The organism is Shinella sedimenti (assembly GCF_022601905.1).
GTDB classification, from domain to species: Bacteria; Pseudomonadota; Alphaproteobacteria; order Rhizobiales; family Rhizobiaceae; genus Shinella; species Shinella sedimenti.
The window spans coordinates 273,393-292,753 of the sequence record NZ_JAKVIN010000001.1 but is presented as its reverse complement, the minus strand read 5'-3'; the positions used below and the strand labels follow the sequence as shown (position 1 = coordinate 292,753).

Sequence of the window (19,361 nt, the reverse complement as noted above, 5' to 3'; positions counted from 1 at the left end):
GGAAATGGCAAAGAGCAAGTTTGAGCGCAACAAGCCTCACGTAAACATCGGCACGATCGGGCACGTTGACCACGGCAAGACGTCGACGACGGCAGCGATCACGAAGTACTTCGGCGAGTTCAAGGCGTACGACCAGATCGACGCTGCTCCGGAAGAAAAGGCGCGCGGCATCACCATCTCGACGGCACACGTCGAATACGAGACGGCGAACCGTCACTACGCCCACGTTGACTGCCCCGGCCACGCCGACTACGTCAAGAACATGATCACCGGTGCTGCCCAGATGGACGGCGCGATCCTGGTTGTTTCGGCTGCCGACGGCCCGATGCCGCAGACGCGCGAACACATCCTGCTGGCTCGCCAGGTCGGCGTTCCCGCGATCGTCGTGTTCCTCAACAAGGTCGACCAGGTTGACGACGCCGAGCTTCTCGAGCTCGTCGAGCTTGAAGTTCGCGAACTTCTGTCGTCCTACGAATTCCCGGGCGACGACATTCCGATCGTCAAGGGTTCGGCTCTGGCGGCTCTGGAAGATTCGAACAAGGAAATCGGTGAAGACGCGATCCGCGCCCTGATGGCCGCTGTCGACGACTACATCCCGACGCCCGAGCGTCCGATCGACCAGCCCTTCCTGATGCCGATCGAAGACGTGTTCTCGATCTCGGGCCGTGGTACGGTTGTGACCGGCCGCGTCGAGCGTGGCATCGTCAAGGTCGGTGAGGAAATCGAAATCGTCGGCATCCGCCCGACGACGAAGACGACCTGCACGGGCGTTGAAATGTTCCGCAAGCTGCTCGACCAGGGCCAGGCCGGCGACAACATCGGTGCGCTTCTGCGCGGCGTCACGCGTGACGGCGTCGAGCGTGGCCAGATCCTGTGCAAGCCGGGTTCGGTCAAGCCGCACAAGAAGTTCATGGCAGAAGCCTACATCCTGACGAAGGAAGAAGGCGGCCGTCATACGCCGTTCTTCACGAACTACCGTCCGCAGTTCTACTTCCGCACGACGGACGTGACGGGCATCGTGTCGCTGCCGGAAGGCACGGAAATGGTCATGCCGGGCGACAACGTCACCGTTGAAGTCGAGCTGATCGTTCCGATCGCGATGGAAGAAAAGCTCCGCTTCGCTATCCGCGAAGGCGGCCGTACCGTCGGCGCAGGCATCGTTGCCTCCATCGTCGAGTAAGACTTAAGGCCTCAGGCCGCTGAAATAGGAAGGGCAGGAGACAATCCTGCCCCTCCGGTCTTTGAAAATTTAGCGGACTGGCCTTTCGGCAATTGTATTTTCGTGCGCGTTCCTTTATGGAACCGCCAGAATCAAAAACGCGGATTCCCCAAGAGAATCGCGCGAATAACGAACTAAGGAAAAGTCGTATGAACGGCCAGAACATCCGCATCCGCCTCAAGGCGTTTGACCACCGGATCCTTGATGCCTCCACGCGTGAGATCGTGTCGACGGCAAAGCGCACCGGCGCAAGCGTCCGCGGCCCCGTTCCGCTCCCGACCCGTATTGAAAAGTTCACTGTCAACCGTTCGCCCCACGTGGACAAGAAGAGCCGTGAACAGTTCGAGATGCGCACGCACAAGCGCCTGCTCGACATCGTAGATCCGACGCCGCAGACGGTCGATGCTCTCATGAAGCTCGACCTTGCGGCCGGTGTAGACGTAGAGATCAAACTCTAAGTCCGGCGTAAGCCGAATAACAAGGAAGGTACGTGGCATTAAGCCGACGTCTTCTGAAAACGGGAAACCCGATGGCCTTTGAGGCCTGAGTGGAATCCTTAAACCAAGAGGCATGAAGGGGCTCCCTTTCGAGGGGTTACCCCGACAGGACTTCTAAGAGGATTGAACCATGCGTTCAGGTGTGATTGCACAGAAAGTAGGGATGACTCGCGTCTATAACGACGCAGGTGAGCACATTCCCGTAACAGTATTGCGACTGGATAACGTCCAGGTCGTTGCTCAGCGTACGCAGGACAAGAACGGCTACACGGCCGTTCAGCTCGGCGCCGGCTCTTCCAAGGTGAAGAACACGGCAAAGGCGCTGCGCGGTCAGTTCGCCGCTGCAAGCGTCGAGCCGAAGGCCAAGCTCGTCGAATTCCGCGTGTCGGAAGACAACCTCATCGAAATCGGCGCGGAACTGACCGCCAGCCATTTCGTCGCCGGCCAGCTGGTCGACGTTACCGGCACCACGATCGGTAAGGGCTTTGCCGGCGCCATGAAGCGCCACAACTTCGGCGGTCTTCGTGCAACGCACGGCGTTTCCGTTTCGCACCGTTCGCACGGTTCGACGGGTAACAACCAGGACCCGGGCAAGGTCTGGAAGGGCAAGCGCATGGCTGGTCACATGGGCCAGACGCGCGTCACCACCCAGAACCTCGAAGTCGTCTCCACGGACGAAGAGCGCGGTCTCATCCTCGTCAAGGGCGCGGTCCCGGGCTCCAAGGGCGCCTGGATCGTTGTTCGCGACGCCGTCAAGTCCGGCACCCCGTCCGACGCTCCGCGTCCGGCCGCCGTGCGCGCCGCAGCTAAGTAAGGGAGCCTGATCATGGATCTCAAAGTCACGACCCTCGCAGGGAAGGACGCCGGCAAGGTCTCCGTTTCCGACGCGATCTTCGGCCTCGAGCCGCGCGAAGACATCATTGCCCGCGTCGTTCGCTGGCAGCTCGCGAAGAAGCAGCAGGGCACGCACCAGTCGCTGACCCGCGGCGAAGTTTCGCGCACCGGCTCCAAGATGTACAAGCAGAAGGGTACGGGCCGCGCTCGTCACCATTCGGCTCGCGCTCCGCAGTTCCGCGGCGGTGCCAAGGCTCACGGCCCGGTATCCCGTAGCCACGCTCACGACCTGCCCAAGCAGGTCCGCGCGCTCGGCCTGCGTCACGCTCTCTCGGCCAAGCTCAAGGCTGACGACGTCATCATCATCGACGACCTCGTCGCCGCAGAAGCAAAGACGAAGGCTCTGGCCGGCGTATTCGCTTCCCTCGGCCTCACCAATGCTCTCTTCATCGGCGGCGCTGAACTTGACGGCAACTTCAAGCTCGCAGCTCGCAACATCCCGAACGTGGATGTACTGCCGATCCAGGGCATCAACGTTTACGATATCCTGCGCCGCGGCAAGCTCGTGCTCTCCAAGGCTGCTGTAGAAGCCCTCGAGGAGCGGTTCAAATGACGGATCTTCGCCACTACGATGTGATCGTATCTCCTTCGATCACCGAAAAGTCGACGCTGGTATCCGAAAACAACCAGATCGTCTTCAACGTCGCCAAGCGCGCTTCCAAGCCTGAAATCAAGGCTGCCGTGGAAGCTCTCTTCGGCGTCAAGGTCACGGCTGTGAACACGCTCGTCCGCAAGGGCAAGGTAAAGCGTTTCCGCGGCTTCGCCGGCCGGCAGGGAGATGTCAAGAAGGCTATCGTCACGCTTGCTGACGGTCAGTCCATCGACGTCTCCACCGGGCTCTAATCGAGCAGTCGGCTAAAGAGGAAACAAGAAAATGGCATTGAAAAGCTACAACCCGACCACTCCGAGCCAGCGCCAGCTGGTCATCGTCGACCGGTCGGGCCTTTACAAGGGCAAGCCCGTAAAGGCTCTCACCGAGGGTCTCTCCAAGAGCGGTGGCCGTAACAACGCAGGTCGCATCACTGCCCGCTTCATCGGCGGCGGTCACAAGCGTACCTACCGTCTCGTTGACTTCAAGCGTCGCAAGTTCGACGTCGAAGGCACGGTCGAGCGTCTGGAATACGACCCGAACCGCACGGCGTTCATCGCTCTGGTGAACTATGCCGACGGCGAGCAGGCTTACATCCTGGCACCGCAGCGCCTTGCTGTCGGCGACAAGGTCATCGCGTCCGAGAAGGCCGTTGACGTGAAGCCCGGCAACACCATGCCGCTGCAGTACATGCCGGTTGGTTCGATCGTCCACAACGTCGAAATGAAGCCCGGCAAGGGCGGTCAGATCGCACGTTCGGCTGGTACCTTCGTGCAGCTGGTCGGTCGCGACCAGGGCATGGCGATCCTTCGCCTGAACTCTGGCGAACAGCGCCTGGTTCACTCGTCCTGCCTCGCAACCATCGGCGCCGTCTCCAACCCGGAACACGGCAACATCAACGATGGTAAGGCCGGTCGTACGCGCTGGCGCGGCAAGACCCCGCACAACCGCGGTGTCGTCATGAACCCCGTCGACCACCCGCATGGTGGTGGTGAAGGCCGCACCTCCGGTGGTCGTCACCCGGTTTCCCCGTGGGGTAAGCCCACCAAGGGCAAGCGGACCCGTTCGAACAAGTCGACCGACAAGTTCATCATGCGCTCGCGCCACTTGAAGAAGAAGTAAGAGAGGTTAGTCAGAAATGGCTCGTTCAGTATGGAAAGGCCCGTTTGTTGACGGCTATCTTCTCAAGAAGGCTGAGAAGGTTCGTGAAGGCGGTCGCAGCGAAGTTATCAAGATCTGGAGCCGTCGCTCCACGATCCTGCCGCAGTTCGTTGGATTGACCTTCGGTGTCTACAACGGCTCGAAGCACATCCCGGTGGCCGTCAATGAAGACATGGTCGGCCACAAGTTTGGTGAATTCGCTCCGACGCGGACCTATTACGGTCACGGCGCGGACAAGAAGGCGAAGAGGAAGTAACGATGGGTAAGGCTAAAGCCGAACGTCGGCTGAAGGATAATGAGGCGCAGGCCGTTGCGCGCACGATCCGCGTCAGCCCCCAGAAGCTCAACCTGCTTGCTGCGCTCATCCGCGGCAAGAAGGTCGATCGCGCCCTTGCGGAACTTGAATTCTCGCGCAAGCGTAGCGCCGAGACCGTCAAGAAGACGCTCGAATCCGCGATCGCAAACGCAGAAAACAACCACGACCTCGACGTCGACAGCCTTGTCGTCGCCGAAGCCTATGTCGGCAAGTCGATTGTCATGAAGCGTTTCCACGCTCGTGGCCGCGGCCGTGCATCGCGGATCGAGAAGCCTTTCTCGCATCTCACGATCGTTGTCCGTGAAGTCGAAGCCAAAGGGGAGGCCGCATAATGGGCCAGAAGATTAATCCGATCGGTTTCCGCCTCGGCATCAACCGTACCTGGGACAGCCGCTGGTTCGCCGACAACGCCGAATACAGCCAGCTGCTTCACGAAGACCTGAAGATCCGCAAGTTCGTTCAGGATGAACTGAAGCAGGCCGGTATCGCCAAGGTTGTCATCGAGCGTCCGCACAAGAAGTGCCGCGTCACGATCCACTCGGCTCGCCCGGGTCTGATCATCGGCAAGAAGGGTGCAGACATCGAAAAGCTTCGCAAGAAGCTTTCCGAGATGACGAACTCCGAAACGCACCTCAACATCGTTGAAGTGCGCAAGCCGGAAGTCGACGCGACCCTCGTTGCACAGTCGATCGCCCAGCAGCTCGAGCGCCGCGTGGCTTTCCGCCGTGCGATGAAGCGCGCTGTTCAGTCGGCCATGCGTCTTGGCGCCGAAGGCATCAAGATCACTTGCGGCGGCCGTCTCGGCGGTGCGGAAATCGCGCGTACCGAATGGTACCGTGAAGGTCGCGTTCCGCTCCACACGCTGCGTGCGGACATCGACTACGGTACGGCTGAAGCCGAAACCGCATTCGGTATCTGCGGCATCAAGGTCTGGATCTTCAAGGGCGAAATCCTTGAGCACGATCCGATGGCCTCTGAGCGTCGCGCGAGCGAAAGTGACAGCCAGGGTCCCGCAAGCCGCGAACGCGGTGATCGCGGCGACCGTCGTCGTGAAAACGCGTAACAGTCGCGTTTGGCAGCCAATATCGGAGAAGTAAAAAAATGTTGCAGCCAAAGCGTACCAAGTACCGCAAGCAGTTCAAGGGCCGCATCAAGGGTGTCGCCAAGGGCGGCTCCGAGCTCGCTTTCGGCGAGTTCGGCTTGAAGGCTCAGGAACCGAATCGCGTGAACGCTCGCGAGATCGAAGCGGCACGCCGCGCGATCACCCGTTACATGAAGCGTGCCGGCCGTGTGTGGATCCGCGTGTTCCCCGACGTTCCGGTCACCGCCAAGCCCACGGAAGTCCGTATGGGTAAGGGTAAGGGTTCGGTCGAATACTGGGCAGCCAAGGTCAAGCCCGGTCGTATGATGTTCGAGATCGACGGTGTCTCCGAGGAGATCGCCCGCGAGGCGCTTCGTCTCGGCTCGGCCAAGCTCTCGGTCAAGACGCGCTTCGTACAGCGCATTGCAGAGTAAGGAGCGAGCGCCATGAAAGCCGCAGACGTCAAGGCGCTCAGCGCCGATCAGCTCAACGAAGAGCTTGCCAAGCTGAAGAAGGAGCAGTTCAACCTGCGCTTCCAGAAGGCCACCGGCCAGCTTGAGAAGACCTCGCGCATCAACGAAGTCCGCAAGGACATCGCACGCGTCAAGACCATTGCCCGCCAGAAGGCGGCAGAAGCCAAGGCCTAAGGACCAAAAAATATGCCGAAACGCATTCTGCAGGGCACTGTTGTCAGCGACAAGAACGACAAGACCGTTGTCGTGCGCGTCGAACGCCGCTTTGCCCATCCCCTGCTTCAGAAGACCGTTCGCCGGTCGAAGAAGTACAAGGCGCATGACGAAACCAACCAGTACAAGGTCGGCGACGTCGTTTCCATCCAGGAATGCGCCCCGATTTCGAAGGACAAGCGCTGGACCGTCGTAGCGGCCCAGGCTTAAAAACAGCAGATTTCGCGTCGGGCCTTGCGTCTGGCGCGAAAACCTGTATGAAGCAGCGCAAGGACGCTCGGAATCACGAGCGTCTTTTGCTTTGAGCGCACGGAAGGTCCGTCGGTTCGCCGAAGGGAAACCACCCTGGCAACACATCTTCCCGCGCGAAGACATGAATTTCCATATGCTGGAACAGGGGGCCTTTCCTTGATCGGGATTGGCCCAACCGGTCTGGTAAAACAAGAAGGCGACCTGACATGATTCAGATGCAGACTAACCTCGACGTCGCGGATAATTCCGGCGCACGTCGTGTCATGTGCATCAAGGTGCTGGGCGGCTCCAAGCGCAAGTACGCTTCCGTTGGCGACGTTATCGTCGTCTCGATCAAGGAAGCTATTCCGCGCGGCCGCGTGAAGAAGGGTGATGTGATGAAGGCGGTTGTCGTTCGCACCGCCAAGGACATCCGTCGCGCCGACGGCAGCGTCATTCGTTTCGACAGCAACGCCGCTGTCCTGATCGACAACAAGAAAGAGCCTATCGGCACCCGTATCTTCGGACCGGTTCCGCGCGAGCTTCGCGCCAAGAACCACATGAAGATCATCTCGCTGGCTCCCGAAGTACTCTAAGGAGCGATGGCTATGCAAAAGATTCGCAAGGGCGACAAGGTCGTCGTACTCACCGGCAAGGACAAGGGCCGTACCGGTGAAGTTGTGCAGGTGCTGCCGAAGGAAGATCGTGCGGTCGTCAAGGGTATCAACCTGGTGAAGCGTCACCAGCGCCAGTCCCAGACCCAGGAAGCCGGCATCATCACCAAGGAAGCTTCGATCCATCTGTCGAACATTGCCATTGCCGATCCCAAGGACGGCAAGCCGACCCGCGTTGGCTTCAAGGTTGAGGGCGACAAGAAGGTTCGTGTTGCAAAGCGTTCGGGAGTGTCGATCGATGGCTGACACCAAGTATGAGCCGCGGCTCAAGAAGGAATATGTCGAGCGTATCCGCAAGGCGCTTATGGAGCAGTTCTCCTACGCCAACGAGATGCAGATCCCGCGCCTCGACAAGATCGTGATCAACATGGGCGTGGGCGAAGCCACGGGCGACTCGAAGAAGCCTTCGGTTGCCGCCGCTGACCTCGCAGCGATTGCCGGCCAGAAGCCGGTCATCACGCGCGCCCGCAACTCCATCGCCGGCTTCAAGCTGCGCGAAGGCATGCCGATCGGCGCGAAGGTTACCCTTCGTGGCGCCCGCATGTTCGAATTTCTGGATCGCCTCGTGAACATCGCGCTGCCCCGCGTACGCGACTTCCGTGGTCTGAACCCGAAGTCCTTCGATGGCCGTGGCAACTTCGCCATGGGTATCAAGGAGCACATTGTGTTCCCTGAGATCAACTACGACAAGGTTGATCAGATGTGGGGCATGGACATCATCGTTTGCACGACGGCCCCGACGGACGACGAAGCGCGCGCTCTTCTGAAAGAGTTCAGCTTCCCGTTCCGCGCCTGACCGTAACGACAAGCGTAAAGAAGGATTACTGTTATGGCTAAAACCAGCGCAGTCGAGAAGAACAAGCGCCGCCGCAAACTGGTCGCAAACCAGGCTGCAAAGCGCGCCGCCCTCAAGGCGATCATCCAGAACCAGGCTCTTCCGATCGAAGACCGCTTCAAGGCGACCTTGAAGCTTGCCGAAATGCCGCGCAATGGTTCCAAGACCCGCATCCGCAACCGTTGCGAAGTCACCGGCCGTCCTCGTGCGTTTTATCGCAAACTTGGTATGTCGCGTATTGCGCTTCGTGAACTGGGCAATTCCGGCAAGGTGCCGGGCATTGTCAAGTCGAGCTGGTAAGGAGACGGGTACATGGCAATGACTGATCCCCTGGGCGATATGCTCACCCGTATCCGCAACGGTGCTGCTCGCCGCAAGTCCAGCGTATCCACGCCGGCTTCCAAACTGCGCGCACGCGTTCTGGACGTCCTTCAGGCTGAAGGTTACATCCGCGGATACTCCGAAGTCGAATTCGGCAACGGCAAGTCCGAGCTGAGCATCGAACTCAAGTACTACGAAGGCGCGTCCGTGATCCGCAAGATCGACCGCGTCTCCAAGCCGGGCCGCCGGGTCTATGTCTCGGTCAAGTCCATTCCGCAGGTCGCGAACGGCCTCGGCATCACCATCCTTTCGACCCCGAAGGGCGTGATGGCCGATCACCAGGCACGCGAACAGAACGTTGGTGGCGAGGTTCTTTGCTCGATCTTCTAAGATCGGGCATGGATCTCCATAACGAACAGACAGGATAAAACAATGTCTCGTATCGGTAAGAAGCCCGTTCCGGTTCCCGCTGGTGTTACCGCGACCGTCGATGGTCAGAAGGTCACCGCGAAGGGCCCGAAGGGTGAACTGTTCTTCGTCGCAAACGACGAAGTTTCGGTAAAGCTCGAAGACAACGCCGTTGTCGTCGAGCCGAACAGCCAGTCGAAGGATGCTCGTTCCAAGTGGGGCATGTCCCGCACGATGGTCGAGAACATCTTCAAGGGCGTCAAGGACGGCTACGAGCGCAAGCTCGAAATCAACGGCGTCGGTTACCGCGCGTCTCTGCAGGGCAAGAACCTGCAGCTGGCACTCGGCTTCAGCCATGACGTCGTCTACCAGACGCCGGAAGGCATCACGATCGCTGTTCCGAAGCCGACCGAAATCATCGTGTCCGGCATCAGCAAACAGCAGGTCGGCCAGGTCGCTGCGGAAATCCGCGAGTACCGTGGCCCCGAGCCCTACAAGGGCAAGGGCGTCAAGTACGCGGAAGAGCGCATCGTCCGCAAGGAAGGCAAGAAGAAGTAAGGATCACGCGAAATGGCTAGCACCAAAGAAGCTCTCGTGCGCCGCGCCAACCGCGTGCGCCGTTCCCTCAAGGCGGTGGCCAATGGCCGTCCGCGCCTGTCGGTTCATCGCTCGTCGAAGAACATCTACGTACAGGTTATCGACGACGTGGCCGGCAAGACGCTTGCGTCCGCCTCCACGCTCGACACTGATCTGCGTTCGTCGCTGAAGACGGGCGCCGACACGGCAGCAGCTGCTGCCGTCGGCAAGCTCATTGCCGAGCGCGCAGTCAAGGCCGGCGTCAAGGACGTCGTCTTCGACCGTGGCGCCTTCCTCTATCACGGCCGCGTCAAGGCTCTTGCCGACGCTGCTCGTGAAGGTGGCCTGAACTTCTGATCATTCGGCCGGGCGCTTCGGCGCCCCGCCGATCTCAGTAGGGTATCTGTCGCTTCCATTTTTTTCAGGATGGGGGCGACTTTCGTCAATCTGCCGATTGCACCCGGAAAAGAAAAAGGAAAAGGACAATGGCACAGGAAAAGCGCGGTCGCGATGACCGCCAGAACCGCGAAGAGCGCGACAGCGAGTTTGTCGACAAGCTCGTCGCGATCAACCGCGTCGCGAAGGTCGTCAAGGGCGGCCGTCGTTTCGGTTTTGCAGCTCTCGTCGTCGTCGGCGACCAGAAGGGCCGCGTCGGCTTCGGCCACGGCAAGGCTCGTGAAGTTCCGGAAGCCATCCGGAAGGCCACGGAAGCCGCCAAGCGCGACCTGATCTTCGTTCCGCTGCGCTCGGGCCGCACGCTGCACCACGACGTGCACGGCCGTCACGGCGCCGGCAAGGTTCTGCTTCGTTCGGCCAAGGCCGGTACCGGTATCATCGCCGGTGGTCCGATGCGCGCCGTCTTCGAAACGCTCGGCGTTCATGACGTCGTTGCCAAGTCGACCGGTTCGTCGAACCCGTACAACATGATCCGTGCGACGTTCGACGCTCTCAAGAGCCAGATGCACCCGAAGGACATCGCAGCACAGCGCGGCCTCAAGTACGCCACGCTGCAGGCTCGCCGCCAGTCCGCCGGCGTCGCTGCTGAAGAATAAGGAGCCCTGATCCATGGCTAAGAAAGAAACCGCCAAGAAGACGGTGACTGTCGAGCAGATCGGCAGCCCCATCCGCCGTCCGGCTGTTCAGCGCGCGACGCTGGTCGGCCTGGGCCTTAACAAGATGCACCGGGTCCGTACGCTGGAAGACACGCCGTCTGTCCGCGGCATGATCCGCGCCGTCCAGCACCTCGTCCGCGTCGTCGACGAGAAGTGAGGGAGACAAGATCATGAAACTGAATGAAATCAAGGACAACGAAGGCTCTTCGAAGAACCGTAAGCGCCTCGGTCGCGGTATCGGTTCCGGCAAGGGCAAGACCGGTGGTCGCGGTGTCAAGGGTCAGAAGGCTCGTTCGGGCGTTGCCATCAACGGCTTCGAAGGCGGTCAGATGCCCATCTACCGTCGCCTGCCCAAGCGCGGCTTCACGAACATCTTCTCGTCCGACTTCAACGTCGTTTCGCTGGAGCGCGTTCAGAAGGCCATCGACGCCGGCAAGCTCGACGGCAAGGCAACGGTTGATGCTGCAGCCCTCAAGGCTGCCGGTGTCATCCGCCGCATCAAGGACGGCGTTCGCATCCTCGCTGACGGCGAACTGAAGGCCAAGGTCGCCTTCGAAGTGGCTGGCGCTTCCAAGCCGGCGGTCGAGAAGATCGAAAAGGCCGGCGGCTCTATCAAGCTGCTGATCGCAGCCCCCGAAGCTGCCGAATAATTCCACGAAATAATCGCCCGGTGTGCTTCACACCGGGCGATTTTGCTCCCATATGTGAGCCTCACAACGACGGCCGGGAATTGTCTCTCCGCTGTTGTCCGGAAGAAAAACCAGGGTGAGGCCGGGATTGCTTGACAATCCGCGTTTCAACCGGTTTAGGCTCCATCCGTCCGATTTGCCGAAACGGCAAAAGGGCACGACCAATTTCAGCATATGCGCATTGCCCGGGGAGGGCAGGGCGCGAATGCCAACGGATAAGCCATTTCGGACCTGGCCGGGCGTCGCCGCCGCCGGATTGGCTACGCGGAGAAATGCATGGCTTCGGCAGCGGAACAACTTGCCTCTAATCTGAACTTCTCGACTTTCGCCAAGGCGGAAGACCTGAAGAAGCGTCTCTGGTTCACGCTGGGCGCGCTGCTCGTCTATCGTCTCGGCACCTATATTCCGTTGCCGGGCCTCAACCCCGATGCCTTCGCGCAGGCCTTCCGCGGCCAGTCCGGCGGCATTCTCGGCCTCTTCAACATGTTCTCCGGTGGCGCCGTCGAGCGCATGGCGATCTTCGCGCTCGGCATCATGCCGTACATTTCCGCGTCGATCATCGTGCAGCTGATGACATCGGTCGTTCCTTCGCTCGAGCAGTTGAAGAAGGAAGGCGAGCAGGGCCGCAAGATCATCAACCAGTACACCCGCTACGGCACGGTGCTGCTTGGCACGCTGCAGGCCTATGGTATCGCGGTGGGCCTCGAAAGCGGGGCAGGGCTGGTCAACGATCCAGGCTGGTTCTTCCGCATTTCCACGGTCATTTCGCTGCTCGGCGGCACCATGTTCCTGATGTGGCTGGGTGAGCAGATCACCTCGCGCGGTATTGGCAACGGCATCTCGCTGATCATCTTCGCCGGCATCGTCGCCGCGCTGCCCGGCGCGCTGGCCGGTACGCTGGAGCTCAGCCGTACCGGTGCGTTGTCGATCGGTGTCGTCATCGCCGTCGTCGTCATGGCTGTGGGCGTCATCGCGCTCATCGTCTTTGTCGAGCGTGCCCAGCGCCGCCTGCTGATCCAGTATCCGAAGCGACAGGTCGGCAACCGCATGTTCCAGGGCGACACGTCGCATCTGCCGCTGAAGCTGAACACCGCTGGCGTTATCCCGGCCATTTTCGCCTCCTCGCTGCTGCTTCTCCCGGCAACGCTTGCTGGCTTCTCCAACACGTCGGAATTGCCCGCCTGGGCGACGTCGATCATTGCCTCGCTCGGCCATGGCCGCCCGCTCTACATGGCGCTCTATGCCGCCATGATCGCCTTCTTCGCCTTCTTCTACACGGCCATCGTCTTCAACCCGAAGGACACGGCCGATAACCTGAAGAAGCACGGCGGCTTCATCCCGGGCATCCGCCCCGGCGAACGCACCGCTGAATATATCGATTACGTGCTGACCCGTATTACGGTCATCGGCGCTGCCTACCTGATGTTCGTCTGTATTCTTCCTGAAATTCTCATCGCTCAGACAGGTGTGCCCTTCTACCTTGGTGGTACATCGCTTTTGATTGTTGTCAGCGTGACCTTGGATACGGTAGCACAGATACAGGGCCACCTGATCGCCCAGCAGTATGAAGGGCTGATCAAGAAGTCGAAGTTGCGTGGAGGTAAGAGGGGACGATGAGACTGATTTTTCTGGGCCCGCCGGGGGCCGGCAAGGGGACGCAGGCCAAGCTGCTGACCGAGAAGTACGGCATCCCGCAGCTTTCCACGGGGGACATGCTCCGCGCGGCCGTTGCCGCCGGGACGGATGTCGGCAAGCGCGCCAAGGCCGTCATGGATGCCGGCCAGCTGGTTTCGGATGCGATCGTCAACGAGATCGTGTCCGACCGAATCGCCGAGCCGGACTGCGCGAAGGGGTTTATCCTCGACGGCTATCCGCGCACGGTTCCACAGGCCGAAGCCCTCGACGGGATCCTGGCCGGCAAGGGTATCGCACTTGATGCGGTCATTGAGCTGAAGGTCGATGAGGATGCGCTGGTCAAGCGCATGGAGAATCGCGTCGCCGAAACCATCGCTGCTGGCGGCACCGTCCGCTCCGACGATAATGCCGAATCTTTCAAGCGCCGGCTGACCGAATACCGCGAGAAGACCGCGCCGCTGTCGAACTATTATGCCTCGACCGGCAAGCTTCAGACCGTCGATGGCATGGCCAATGTCGACAAGGTGACCGCCGAGATCGACGGAATCCTCGAGAGCGCCTGATATCAGGCAAAAAGGAACGGCCGGGGAGTTGACTTTTTCGGCCGATTCCCCTTAAGACAGCGCCAACTCGCGACATGCCATTGCGATCGGCGCGGATTTCCAGATGAGAAGTCCGGGTGCGGTCCTTTTGGTGCGTACCGAACATCGATTGAGCGTTGCGGCTTTCGAAGCCGTTTCAAATGAAGAAGACCACTTGCCGGATGGCAACTGGAAGCAAGGAGAACAGGCGTGGCACGTATCGCTGGCGTCAACATCCCGACTGCAAAGCGCGTAGTCATCGCGCTGACCTATATCCACGGGATCGGCCCGAAGTTTGCAAAGGAAATCATCGAGAAGGTCGGTATCCCGGCTGATCGTCGCGTTCACCAGCTGACGGACGCAGAAGTCCTGCAGATCCGTGAAGCCATCGACCGTGACTATCAGGTCGAAGGTGACCTGCGTCGCGAAACCTCGATGAACATCAAGCGTCTCATGGACCTCGGTTGCTACCGTGGCCTGCGTCACCGCCGCAGCCTTCCGGTTCGCGGTCAGCGCACACACACGAACGCCCGTACCCGCAAGGGCCCGGCCAAGGCCATCGCAGGCAAGAAGAAGTAATTTCCCGGAAACGGGGAACGGGAGGCTGGCGCTTCGCGCCGGCCTCTTTTGAGTTTCGAGCAGGGGCTTGCCTGATGTCAGGGTCCTGGTCGGTGGAGCTGCTGGTGTTACGGCAGTGACGATATCGCCGCACGCTTTGCCTGATGGCTGCGTGCAATTGTTATTCAGGGAAGGGGTGCTGCCCCGACCCGGTGGAGCCGCTGGCATTACGGCGGTGTCGAGATCAACGAAAGGACTACCCATGGCCAAGGAAGCCGCACGCGTCCGCCGTCGCGAACGCAAGAACATCACCTCGGGTGTTGCTCACGTCAATTCTTCGTTCAATAACACGATGATCACCATCACGGACGCACAGGGCAACGCCATTGCCTGGTCGTCGGCTGGCGCAAAGGGCTTCAAGGGCTCGCGTAAGTCGACCCCGTTCGCTGCCCAGATCGCTGCTGAAGACTGCGCCAAGAAGGCCCAGGAACACGGCATGAAGTCGCTGGAAGTCGAAGTCTGCGGTCCGGGTTCGGGTCGCGAATCGGCTCTGCGCGCCCTTCAGGCCGCCGGCTTCATGATCACGTCCATCCGCGACGTGACCCCGATCCCGCACAACGGTTGCCGCCCGCGCAAGAAGCGTCGCGTCTGATCATCGCATTCGAACTGCTGGAAAAGCCGGTCGGCTTTTCCGGAACTTCAGGGCTCGGTCGCCACGATTGGATGGTGGCGGCGAACGGAAGGCAAAACATATGATCCAGAAAAACTGGCAGGAACTGATCAAGCCGAACAAGGTGGAGTTCACCTCCTCCGGCCGCACCAAGGCAAGCCTTGTTGCCGAGCCGCTGGAGCGTGGCTTCGGCCTGACGCTCGGCAACGCGCTGCGGCGCGTTCTCCTGTCGTCGCTGCGCGGTGCGGCTGTCACCGCCGTGCAGATCGACGGCGTCCTGCACGAGTTCTCCTCCATCCCGGGCGTCCGGGAAGATGTGACGGACATCGTGCTCAACATCAAGGAAATCGCCATCAAGATGGATGGCGATGACGCGAAGCGTATGGTCGTGCGCAAGCAGGGTCCGGGCGTCGTTACGGCTGGTGATATCCAGACGGTCGGCGACATCGAGATCCTGAACCCCGAGCATGTCATCTGCACCCTCGACGAGGGTGCGGAGATCCGCATGGAGTTCACGGTCAACAACGGCAAGGGCTATGTCCCGGCTGACCGCAACCGTTCCGAAGACGCACCGATCGGCCTCATCCCGGTCGACAGCCTCTACTCGCCGGTCAAGAAAGTGTCCTACAAGGTGGAAAACACCCGTGAAGGCCAGGTTCTCGACTATGACAAGCTGACGATGACCATCGAAACCGACGGTTCCGTCACGGGCGAGGATGCAATTGCGTTCGCGGCCCGCATTCTTCAGGACCAGCTCTCGGTCTTCGTCAACTTCGACGAGCCGCAGAAGGAAGCCGAGGAAGAATCGGTCACGGAACTGGCGTTCAACCCGGCGCTCCTCAAGAAGGTCGACGAACTGGAACTTTCCGTCCGTTCGGCGAACTGCCTGAAGAACGACAACATCGTCTATATCGGCGATCTCATTCAGAAGACCGAAGCCGAAATGCTTCGCACTCCGAATTTTGGTCGCAAGTCGCTCAACGAGATCAAGGAAGTTCTCGCTTCCATGGGCCTGCACCTCGGCATGGAAGTGCCTGCATGGCCGCCCGAGAACATCGAAGATCTCGCCAAGCGTTACGAAGACCAGTACTGAGGCCGCACGCGCCCCTTCCGGGGCGCGTAAGGCTGGCCTCAGCAAGATCAACGCGTATGGACATGGTCTCGCGGCACGCGAGATGGACATGCGCCCCGTCAAACGGCAGGCAACTGCCTGCATGTGAAGGAGAACCGAGATGCGCCACCAGAATTCCGGTCGCAAACTCAACCGTACCGCCAGCCACCGCAAGGCGATGTTCGCCAACATGGCTGCTTCGCTCATCCAGCATGAGCAGATCGTCACCACGCTGCCGAAGGCGAAGGAAATTCGTCCGATCGTCGAGAAGCTCGTCACCCTCGGCAAGCGCGGCGACCTGCACGCTCGTCGTCAGGCGATCTCGCAGATCCGTGACGTTGCCGTCGTTTCGAAGCTGTTCGACGCGATCGCAACCCGTTACGCCAACCGCAACGGCGGCTACCTGCGTATCATGAAGGCCGGCTACCGCCACGGCGACAACGCTCCGCTGGCTGTCATCGAATTCGTCGAGCGCGACGTCGATGCCAAGGGCGCAGCCGACAAGGCCCGCGTCGCTGCTGAAGCCGAAGCTGCCGAAGCCGCATGATCTGATCCGTTCCAAGGAACGATCCGAAGCCGGACGCTCGCGCGTCCGGCTTTTTGTATTTCAGGGATTTTGCGTACCAGTAGCATTTCGTAAACCATGTCCTTAGGCAGTGTTTTCAGTCCTGTCGGCTAGGCTGCGCGCGAAAATTCAATCGAGTTCGGGTGATGGACGAGAACTTCGCTTTCCTGCTGCCAGTGGTCCTCAGCCTGTTTGGCGTCGCGTTCCTTGTCGTTGCCCGTTACGGCAACCGTGCGGCTCTCTTCTGGGGAGGCGGTTATCTCTGCGCTGCCCTTGGCTTCCTCGCGCCGCTGCTTCTTGCTGTCCTGCCTGTGGCGGTGGTTGCCCTGGCGGCGGATGCGCTTTTTGTCTGTGCGTTCCTTCTCTACAGCCACGCTCTTATCTGCCACTTCAACGCACCGCGGATGTTTGCACTGCGGGCTGCCGTCGCCATGCTCGGTTACGCCGGCATGGCCGTGGCGGTTCTTGGTGTCGATAGCCTTCGCTACGAACTTTTCCTGAGCGATATCACTTGCGGCCTTCTGCTGGTTGTGGCGATGGTAGCCGTACGCTTGCGCTTGCGTGCTCCGGTGGAAAAGGCACTGTTCGCCGCCGCCATCTTCGTGGTACTCGAGACGGTCGTCCGGACGCTGGTGTTCTTCTACATGGCCGGTTCGCCCGCCATCGATGCCTTCGTCGGCTCGTCCTATGCGTATGTGATGCAGATCACATCCACCGTCGGGGCGCTGCTTCTGGCGCTCACCGCGCTCGCTTCCGTCGCGTTGCGCGTCCTGGATGGTCACAGGAGGGATGCTGAGGAGGATCCGTTGACCGGCCTGCTTAACCGGCGCGGTTTCGAACAGTTCATCGGCGAAGGTGGCCGGTCGGCGAAGAACGACGCGGCAATCATCGTCGCCGATATCGACTGGTTCAAGTCGATCAACGATCACTTCGGCCACGCCGCCGGCGATGAGGCGATCCGCGAGGTCGCGCGTCTCCTGCGCGCGGTGTCGTGGCCGGGCCTCGCCGTTGCCCGCTTCGGCGGGGAGGAGTTCATCGCTTACTTGCCGAATTGTCGCCTTCCGGACGCGCATATGCTCGCCAACACCGTCCGCATCGCGCTGGGGGAACGGGACTTGAGCGGCATCGGGATCGACCGGCCGATCACGGCAAGCTTTGGCGTAGCTGTCACGGCGGCGGGAGACCACACGATCCACGAAGCGATTAGCCGCGCAGACCGGTTGCTTTATCTGGCGAAGAGCAGCGGCCGCAACCGGGTTGTCAGCAACGCCGCGGACGGCGGCCAGCCAGCGGCAGGCCCGCGGCTTTTCGTCGTGCGCGATGAAATGAGCGGCTGATCAGGCCGATCGCTCACGCCCCGGCAGGGCGGCGTTTGTCCGTCTGCCGCGATTGCGGTTCCGCAGGATCGGACGCAGCAAACGGTACAGCAGCAGCAGCGCAACAAGTGCGATATAGGTCCAAGGCTCAAGCCCTACCACCTTCACCGACATGGCGAAGTGCAGAACACCGGCGGCGGCAATAACATAGACGAGCCTGTGAAGCTTGACCCAGCGCGGTCCCAACCTTCGGATCGACCAGTTGTTCGACGTCAACGCCAAGGGAATGAGCATCACGAATGCGGCCATGCCGATGGTGATGAAGGGGCGCCGGACGATATCGTCGATAATGGCCGTGAAATTCAGGTACTGGTCCAGCACCATATAGGTCAGGAAGTGCATTAGCACATACCAGAAGGCCAGCAGGCCCAGAGCGCGGCGATAACGGATCCAGTTGATGCCGAACAGGTCACGCAGCGGCGTGATGGCGAGCGTCGCCACGAGGAAGCGCAGCGCCCAGAGGCCAAGAAGGTGCTCGAACTCCTTGACCGGGTTTCCAGGGAGCCCGCCGGTGGCGCCAAGCCAGAAGCCCCATGCCGCTGGCAGGAGGCCGACGGCGTAGAGCAGCCAGATCGAGGCCGCATGGTATTTTCGAGGCAGCGCGGGGATGGCGGCGGGCATCAGAAGTTCGCCCGCAGGTCCATGCCGGAATACAGGCTCGCCACCTCTTCCGCATAGCCGTTGAACGGCAGCGTCGGGCGGCGGTTGGCGCCGAAGAAGCCGCCTTCGCCGATACGGTTTTCAGTCGCCTGGCTCCAGCGCGGATGGTCCACCTTCGGATTGACGTTGGCATAGAAGCCGTATTCGTTCGGTGCGGAAATATTCCAGGTGGATGGCGGCTGCTTGTCGGTCAGCGTGATCTTCACGATCGACTTGATACCCTTGAAACCATATTTCCACGGCACCACAAGCCGGATGGGCGCTCCGTTCTGGTTGGGCAGCGTCTTGCCGTAGACGCCGACCGAAAGCAGCGTCAGCGGATTGCGGGCCTCATCGAGCCGCAGGCCTTCCACATAGGGCCAGGGCAGCGACTGAAAGTAGCCCGCTTGTCCCGGCATCTGTTCCCGCCGCACGACCGTTTCGAAGGCGACATATTTCGCGTCACCCAGCGGTTCCACCTTGTCGAGCAAGGCTGCGAGCGGAAAGCCGACCCAGGGAATGACCATCGACCAAGCCTCGACGCAGCGCATCCGGTAGACGCGATCCTCGAGCGGCATGGCAAGCAGTTCCTCCAGACCGAATTCCTTGGGCTTGCCGACGAGGCCGTCGACCTTCACGGTCCAGGGGGTGGGCTTGAAGTTTGCAGAGTTGGCCGCCGGATCGCCTTTGCCGAGACCGAACTCGTAGAAATTGTTGTAGGTGGTCACGTCCTTTTCGGGCGTCAGCTTCTCATCGACCGTGTAGCGGCTCTCCGACGCCTTCAACGTCGAGGCGAAGGCGGGTGCGGCAGTCGCAGCCAGCATGCCACCGGCTGCCGTGGCGATGAACGCGCGGCGGTTGAGAAAACAGTTCTCGGGCGTAATCTCCGAGGCGGGAATGCGGGGAGGGCGATAGACTGACATGGCGGACTCGATCC

The 19,361-nt window shown here is 60.7% G+C and carries 31 protein-coding genes; 29 read left to right on the top strand and 2 right to left on the bottom strand.

Annotated elements, in window-relative coordinates; genetic code table 11:
- The first annotated feature begins 4 nt into the window (after positions 1 to 4).
- From tuf to MKI86_RS01375, 29 genes are all read left to right on the top strand, one after another.
- Complete coding sequence (gene tuf / locus MKI86_RS01515) at positions 5 to 1,180, top strand: elongation factor Tu (protein ID WP_241596205.1); 1,176 nt, start codon at positions 5 to 7, stop codon at positions 1,178 to 1,180.
- 188 nt (positions 1,181 to 1,368) lie between these two features.
- A complete protein-coding gene (gene rpsJ / locus MKI86_RS01510; protein WP_003507767.1) occupies positions 1,369 to 1,677 on the top strand; it encodes a 30S ribosomal protein S10 in 309 nt (102 codons plus the stop codon).
- A gap of 169 nt (positions 1,678 to 1,846) precedes the next feature.
- Entirely contained in the window at positions 1,847 to 2,530 is a 684-nt protein-coding gene (gene rplC, locus MKI86_RS01505; RefSeq protein ID WP_024270438.1) for a 50S ribosomal protein L3, read from the top strand.
- A gap of 12 nt (positions 2,531 to 2,542) precedes the next feature.
- Positions 2,543 to 3,163, top strand: a complete 621-nt coding sequence (gene rplD, locus MKI86_RS01500; RefSeq protein ID WP_241596202.1) for a 50S ribosomal protein L4 — start codon at positions 2,543 to 2,545, stop codon at positions 3,161 to 3,163.
- Complete coding sequence (locus MKI86_RS01495; protein WP_117372286.1) at positions 3,160 to 3,453, top strand: 50S ribosomal protein L23; 294 nt, start codon at positions 3,160 to 3,162, stop codon at positions 3,451 to 3,453. The genes rplD and MKI86_RS01495 overlap by 4 nt, the downstream gene beginning before the upstream one ends.
- Before the next feature lie 31 nt (positions 3,454 to 3,484).
- Complete coding sequence (rplB, locus tag MKI86_RS01490) at positions 3,485 to 4,321, top strand: 50S ribosomal protein L2 (protein ID WP_134649048.1); 837 nt, start codon at positions 3,485 to 3,487, stop codon at positions 4,319 to 4,321.
- Positions 4,322 to 4,337: 16 nt separating this feature from the next.
- Positions 4,338 to 4,616: a 30S ribosomal protein S19 gene (rpsS, locus tag MKI86_RS01485; protein ID WP_023517272.1), complete on the top strand. Its 279-nt coding sequence runs from the start codon at positions 4,338 to 4,340 to the stop codon at positions 4,614 to 4,616.
- Between the two features lie 2 nt (positions 4,617 to 4,618).
- Positions 4,619 to 5,008, top strand: a complete 390-nt coding sequence (gene rplV / locus MKI86_RS01480; RefSeq protein ID WP_134649049.1) for a 50S ribosomal protein L22 — start codon at positions 4,619 to 4,621, stop codon at positions 5,006 to 5,008.
- Complete coding sequence (gene rpsC / locus MKI86_RS01475) at positions 5,008 to 5,739, top strand: 30S ribosomal protein S3 (protein ID WP_241596199.1); 732 nt, start codon at positions 5,008 to 5,010, stop codon at positions 5,737 to 5,739. Before rplV ends, rpsC begins: the two co-directional genes overlap by 1 nt.
- 38 nt (positions 5,740 to 5,777) lie before the next feature.
- Positions 5,778 to 6,191, top strand: coding sequence for a 50S ribosomal protein L16 (gene rplP / locus MKI86_RS01470; RefSeq protein ID WP_024270440.1), 414 nt, complete (start codon positions 5,778 to 5,780; stop codon positions 6,189 to 6,191).
- Positions 6,192 to 6,203: 12 nt separating this feature from the next.
- Complete coding sequence (rpmC, locus tag MKI86_RS01465; RefSeq protein ID WP_024270441.1) at positions 6,204 to 6,404, top strand: 50S ribosomal protein L29; 201 nt, start codon at positions 6,204 to 6,206, stop codon at positions 6,402 to 6,404.
- 12 nt (positions 6,405 to 6,416) lie between these two features.
- Positions 6,417 to 6,653 (top strand): 30S ribosomal protein S17, encoded by a 237-nt coding sequence (gene rpsQ / locus MKI86_RS01460; protein WP_117372292.1) that lies wholly within the window; start codon positions 6,417 to 6,419, stop codon positions 6,651 to 6,653.
- A gap of 248 nt (positions 6,654 to 6,901) precedes the next feature.
- Positions 6,902 to 7,270, top strand: coding sequence for a 50S ribosomal protein L14 (rplN, locus tag MKI86_RS01455; RefSeq protein WP_147182031.1), 369 nt, complete (start codon positions 6,902 to 6,904; stop codon positions 7,268 to 7,270).
- Positions 7,271 to 7,282: 12 nt separating this feature from the next.
- Complete coding sequence (gene rplX / locus MKI86_RS01450) at positions 7,283 to 7,594, top strand: 50S ribosomal protein L24 (protein WP_241596196.1); 312 nt, start codon at positions 7,283 to 7,285, stop codon at positions 7,592 to 7,594.
- Positions 7,587 to 8,144, top strand: a complete 558-nt coding sequence (gene rplE / locus MKI86_RS01445) for a 50S ribosomal protein L5 (RefSeq protein WP_241596193.1) — start codon at positions 7,587 to 7,589, stop codon at positions 8,142 to 8,144. The genes rplX and rplE overlap by 8 nt, the downstream gene beginning before the upstream one ends.
- 33 nt (positions 8,145 to 8,177) lie before the next feature.
- The gene (rpsN, locus tag MKI86_RS01440; protein WP_241596190.1) at positions 8,178 to 8,483 is read left to right on the top strand and encodes a 30S ribosomal protein S14; all 306 of its coding nucleotides are present in this window, start codon (positions 8,178 to 8,180) and stop codon (positions 8,481 to 8,483) included.
- A gap of 12 nt (positions 8,484 to 8,495) precedes the next feature.
- On the top strand, positions 8,496 to 8,894 hold the full coding sequence (rpsH, locus tag MKI86_RS01435; protein WP_134649052.1) for a 30S ribosomal protein S8: 399 nt from the start codon (positions 8,496 to 8,498) through the stop codon (positions 8,892 to 8,894).
- Between the two features lie 42 nt (positions 8,895 to 8,936).
- Positions 8,937 to 9,470, top strand: coding sequence for a 50S ribosomal protein L6 (gene rplF / locus MKI86_RS01430; protein ID WP_241596187.1), 534 nt, complete (start codon positions 8,937 to 8,939; stop codon positions 9,468 to 9,470).
- 12 nt (positions 9,471 to 9,482) lie between these two features.
- Positions 9,483 to 9,845 carry a 50S ribosomal protein L18 gene (gene rplR / locus MKI86_RS01425; RefSeq protein WP_134649054.1) on the top strand — a complete coding sequence of 121 codons (363 nt, stop codon included), beginning with the start codon at positions 9,483 to 9,485 and terminating at the stop codon, positions 9,843 to 9,845.
- A gap of 128 nt (positions 9,846 to 9,973) precedes the next feature.
- The gene (gene rpsE / locus MKI86_RS01420; RefSeq protein WP_134649055.1) at positions 9,974 to 10,540 is read left to right on the top strand and encodes a 30S ribosomal protein S5; all 567 of its coding nucleotides are present in this window, start codon (positions 9,974 to 9,976) and stop codon (positions 10,538 to 10,540) included.
- Between the two features lie 13 nt (positions 10,541 to 10,553).
- Entirely contained in the window at positions 10,554 to 10,757 is a 204-nt protein-coding gene (gene rpmD, locus MKI86_RS01415; RefSeq protein WP_119258419.1) for a 50S ribosomal protein L30, read from the top strand.
- Positions 10,758 to 10,770: 13 nt separating this feature from the next.
- Positions 10,771 to 11,250 (top strand): 50S ribosomal protein L15, encoded by a 480-nt coding sequence (rplO, locus tag MKI86_RS01410; protein ID WP_241596184.1) that lies wholly within the window; start codon positions 10,771 to 10,773, stop codon positions 11,248 to 11,250.
- A gap of 315 nt (positions 11,251 to 11,565) precedes the next feature.
- The gene (gene secY / locus MKI86_RS01405; protein ID WP_241596181.1) at positions 11,566 to 12,906 is read left to right on the top strand and encodes a preprotein translocase subunit SecY; all 1,341 of its coding nucleotides are present in this window, start codon (positions 11,566 to 11,568) and stop codon (positions 12,904 to 12,906) included.
- A complete protein-coding gene (locus MKI86_RS01400; RefSeq protein WP_241596177.1) occupies positions 12,903 to 13,487 on the top strand; it encodes an adenylate kinase in 585 nt (194 codons plus the stop codon). The genes secY and MKI86_RS01400 overlap by 4 nt, the downstream gene beginning before the upstream one ends.
- A 228-nt stretch (positions 13,488 to 13,715) precedes the next feature.
- Positions 13,716 to 14,084, top strand: a complete 369-nt coding sequence (gene rpsM / locus MKI86_RS01395; protein WP_134649059.1) for a 30S ribosomal protein S13 — start codon at positions 13,716 to 13,718, stop codon at positions 14,082 to 14,084.
- Positions 14,085 to 14,325: 241 nt separating this feature from the next.
- Positions 14,326 to 14,715, top strand: a complete 390-nt coding sequence (rpsK, locus tag MKI86_RS01390; RefSeq protein ID WP_023513823.1) for a 30S ribosomal protein S11 — start codon at positions 14,326 to 14,328, stop codon at positions 14,713 to 14,715.
- A 100-nt stretch (positions 14,716 to 14,815) separates the two neighbouring features.
- Positions 14,816 to 15,826, top strand: coding sequence for a DNA-directed RNA polymerase subunit alpha (locus MKI86_RS01385; RefSeq protein WP_134649060.1), 1,011 nt, complete (start codon positions 14,816 to 14,818; stop codon positions 15,824 to 15,826).
- Between the two features lie 139 nt (positions 15,827 to 15,965).
- Positions 15,966 to 16,391 (top strand): 50S ribosomal protein L17, encoded by a 426-nt coding sequence (gene rplQ / locus MKI86_RS01380; protein ID WP_134649061.1) that lies wholly within the window; start codon positions 15,966 to 15,968, stop codon positions 16,389 to 16,391.
- Positions 16,392 to 16,555: 164 nt separating this feature from the next.
- Positions 16,556 to 17,746, top strand: a complete 1,191-nt coding sequence (locus MKI86_RS01375) for a GGDEF domain-containing protein (protein ID WP_241596174.1) — start codon at positions 16,556 to 16,558, stop codon at positions 17,744 to 17,746.
- Here the strand turns inward: MKI86_RS01375 and msrQ are convergent, their stop codons facing one another.
- Positions 17,747 to 18,406 carry a protein-methionine-sulfoxide reductase heme-binding subunit MsrQ gene (gene msrQ, locus MKI86_RS01370; RefSeq protein ID WP_241596171.1) on the bottom strand — a complete coding sequence of 220 codons (660 nt, stop codon included), beginning with the start codon at positions 18,404 to 18,406 and terminating at the stop codon, positions 17,747 to 17,749.
- Complete coding sequence (gene msrP / locus MKI86_RS01365; protein ID WP_241596168.1) at positions 18,406 to 19,347, bottom strand: protein-methionine-sulfoxide reductase catalytic subunit MsrP; 942 nt, start codon at positions 19,345 to 19,347, stop codon at positions 18,406 to 18,408. Before msrP ends, msrQ begins: the two co-directional genes overlap by 1 nt.
- Positions 19,348 to 19,361: the final 14 nt, after the last annotated feature.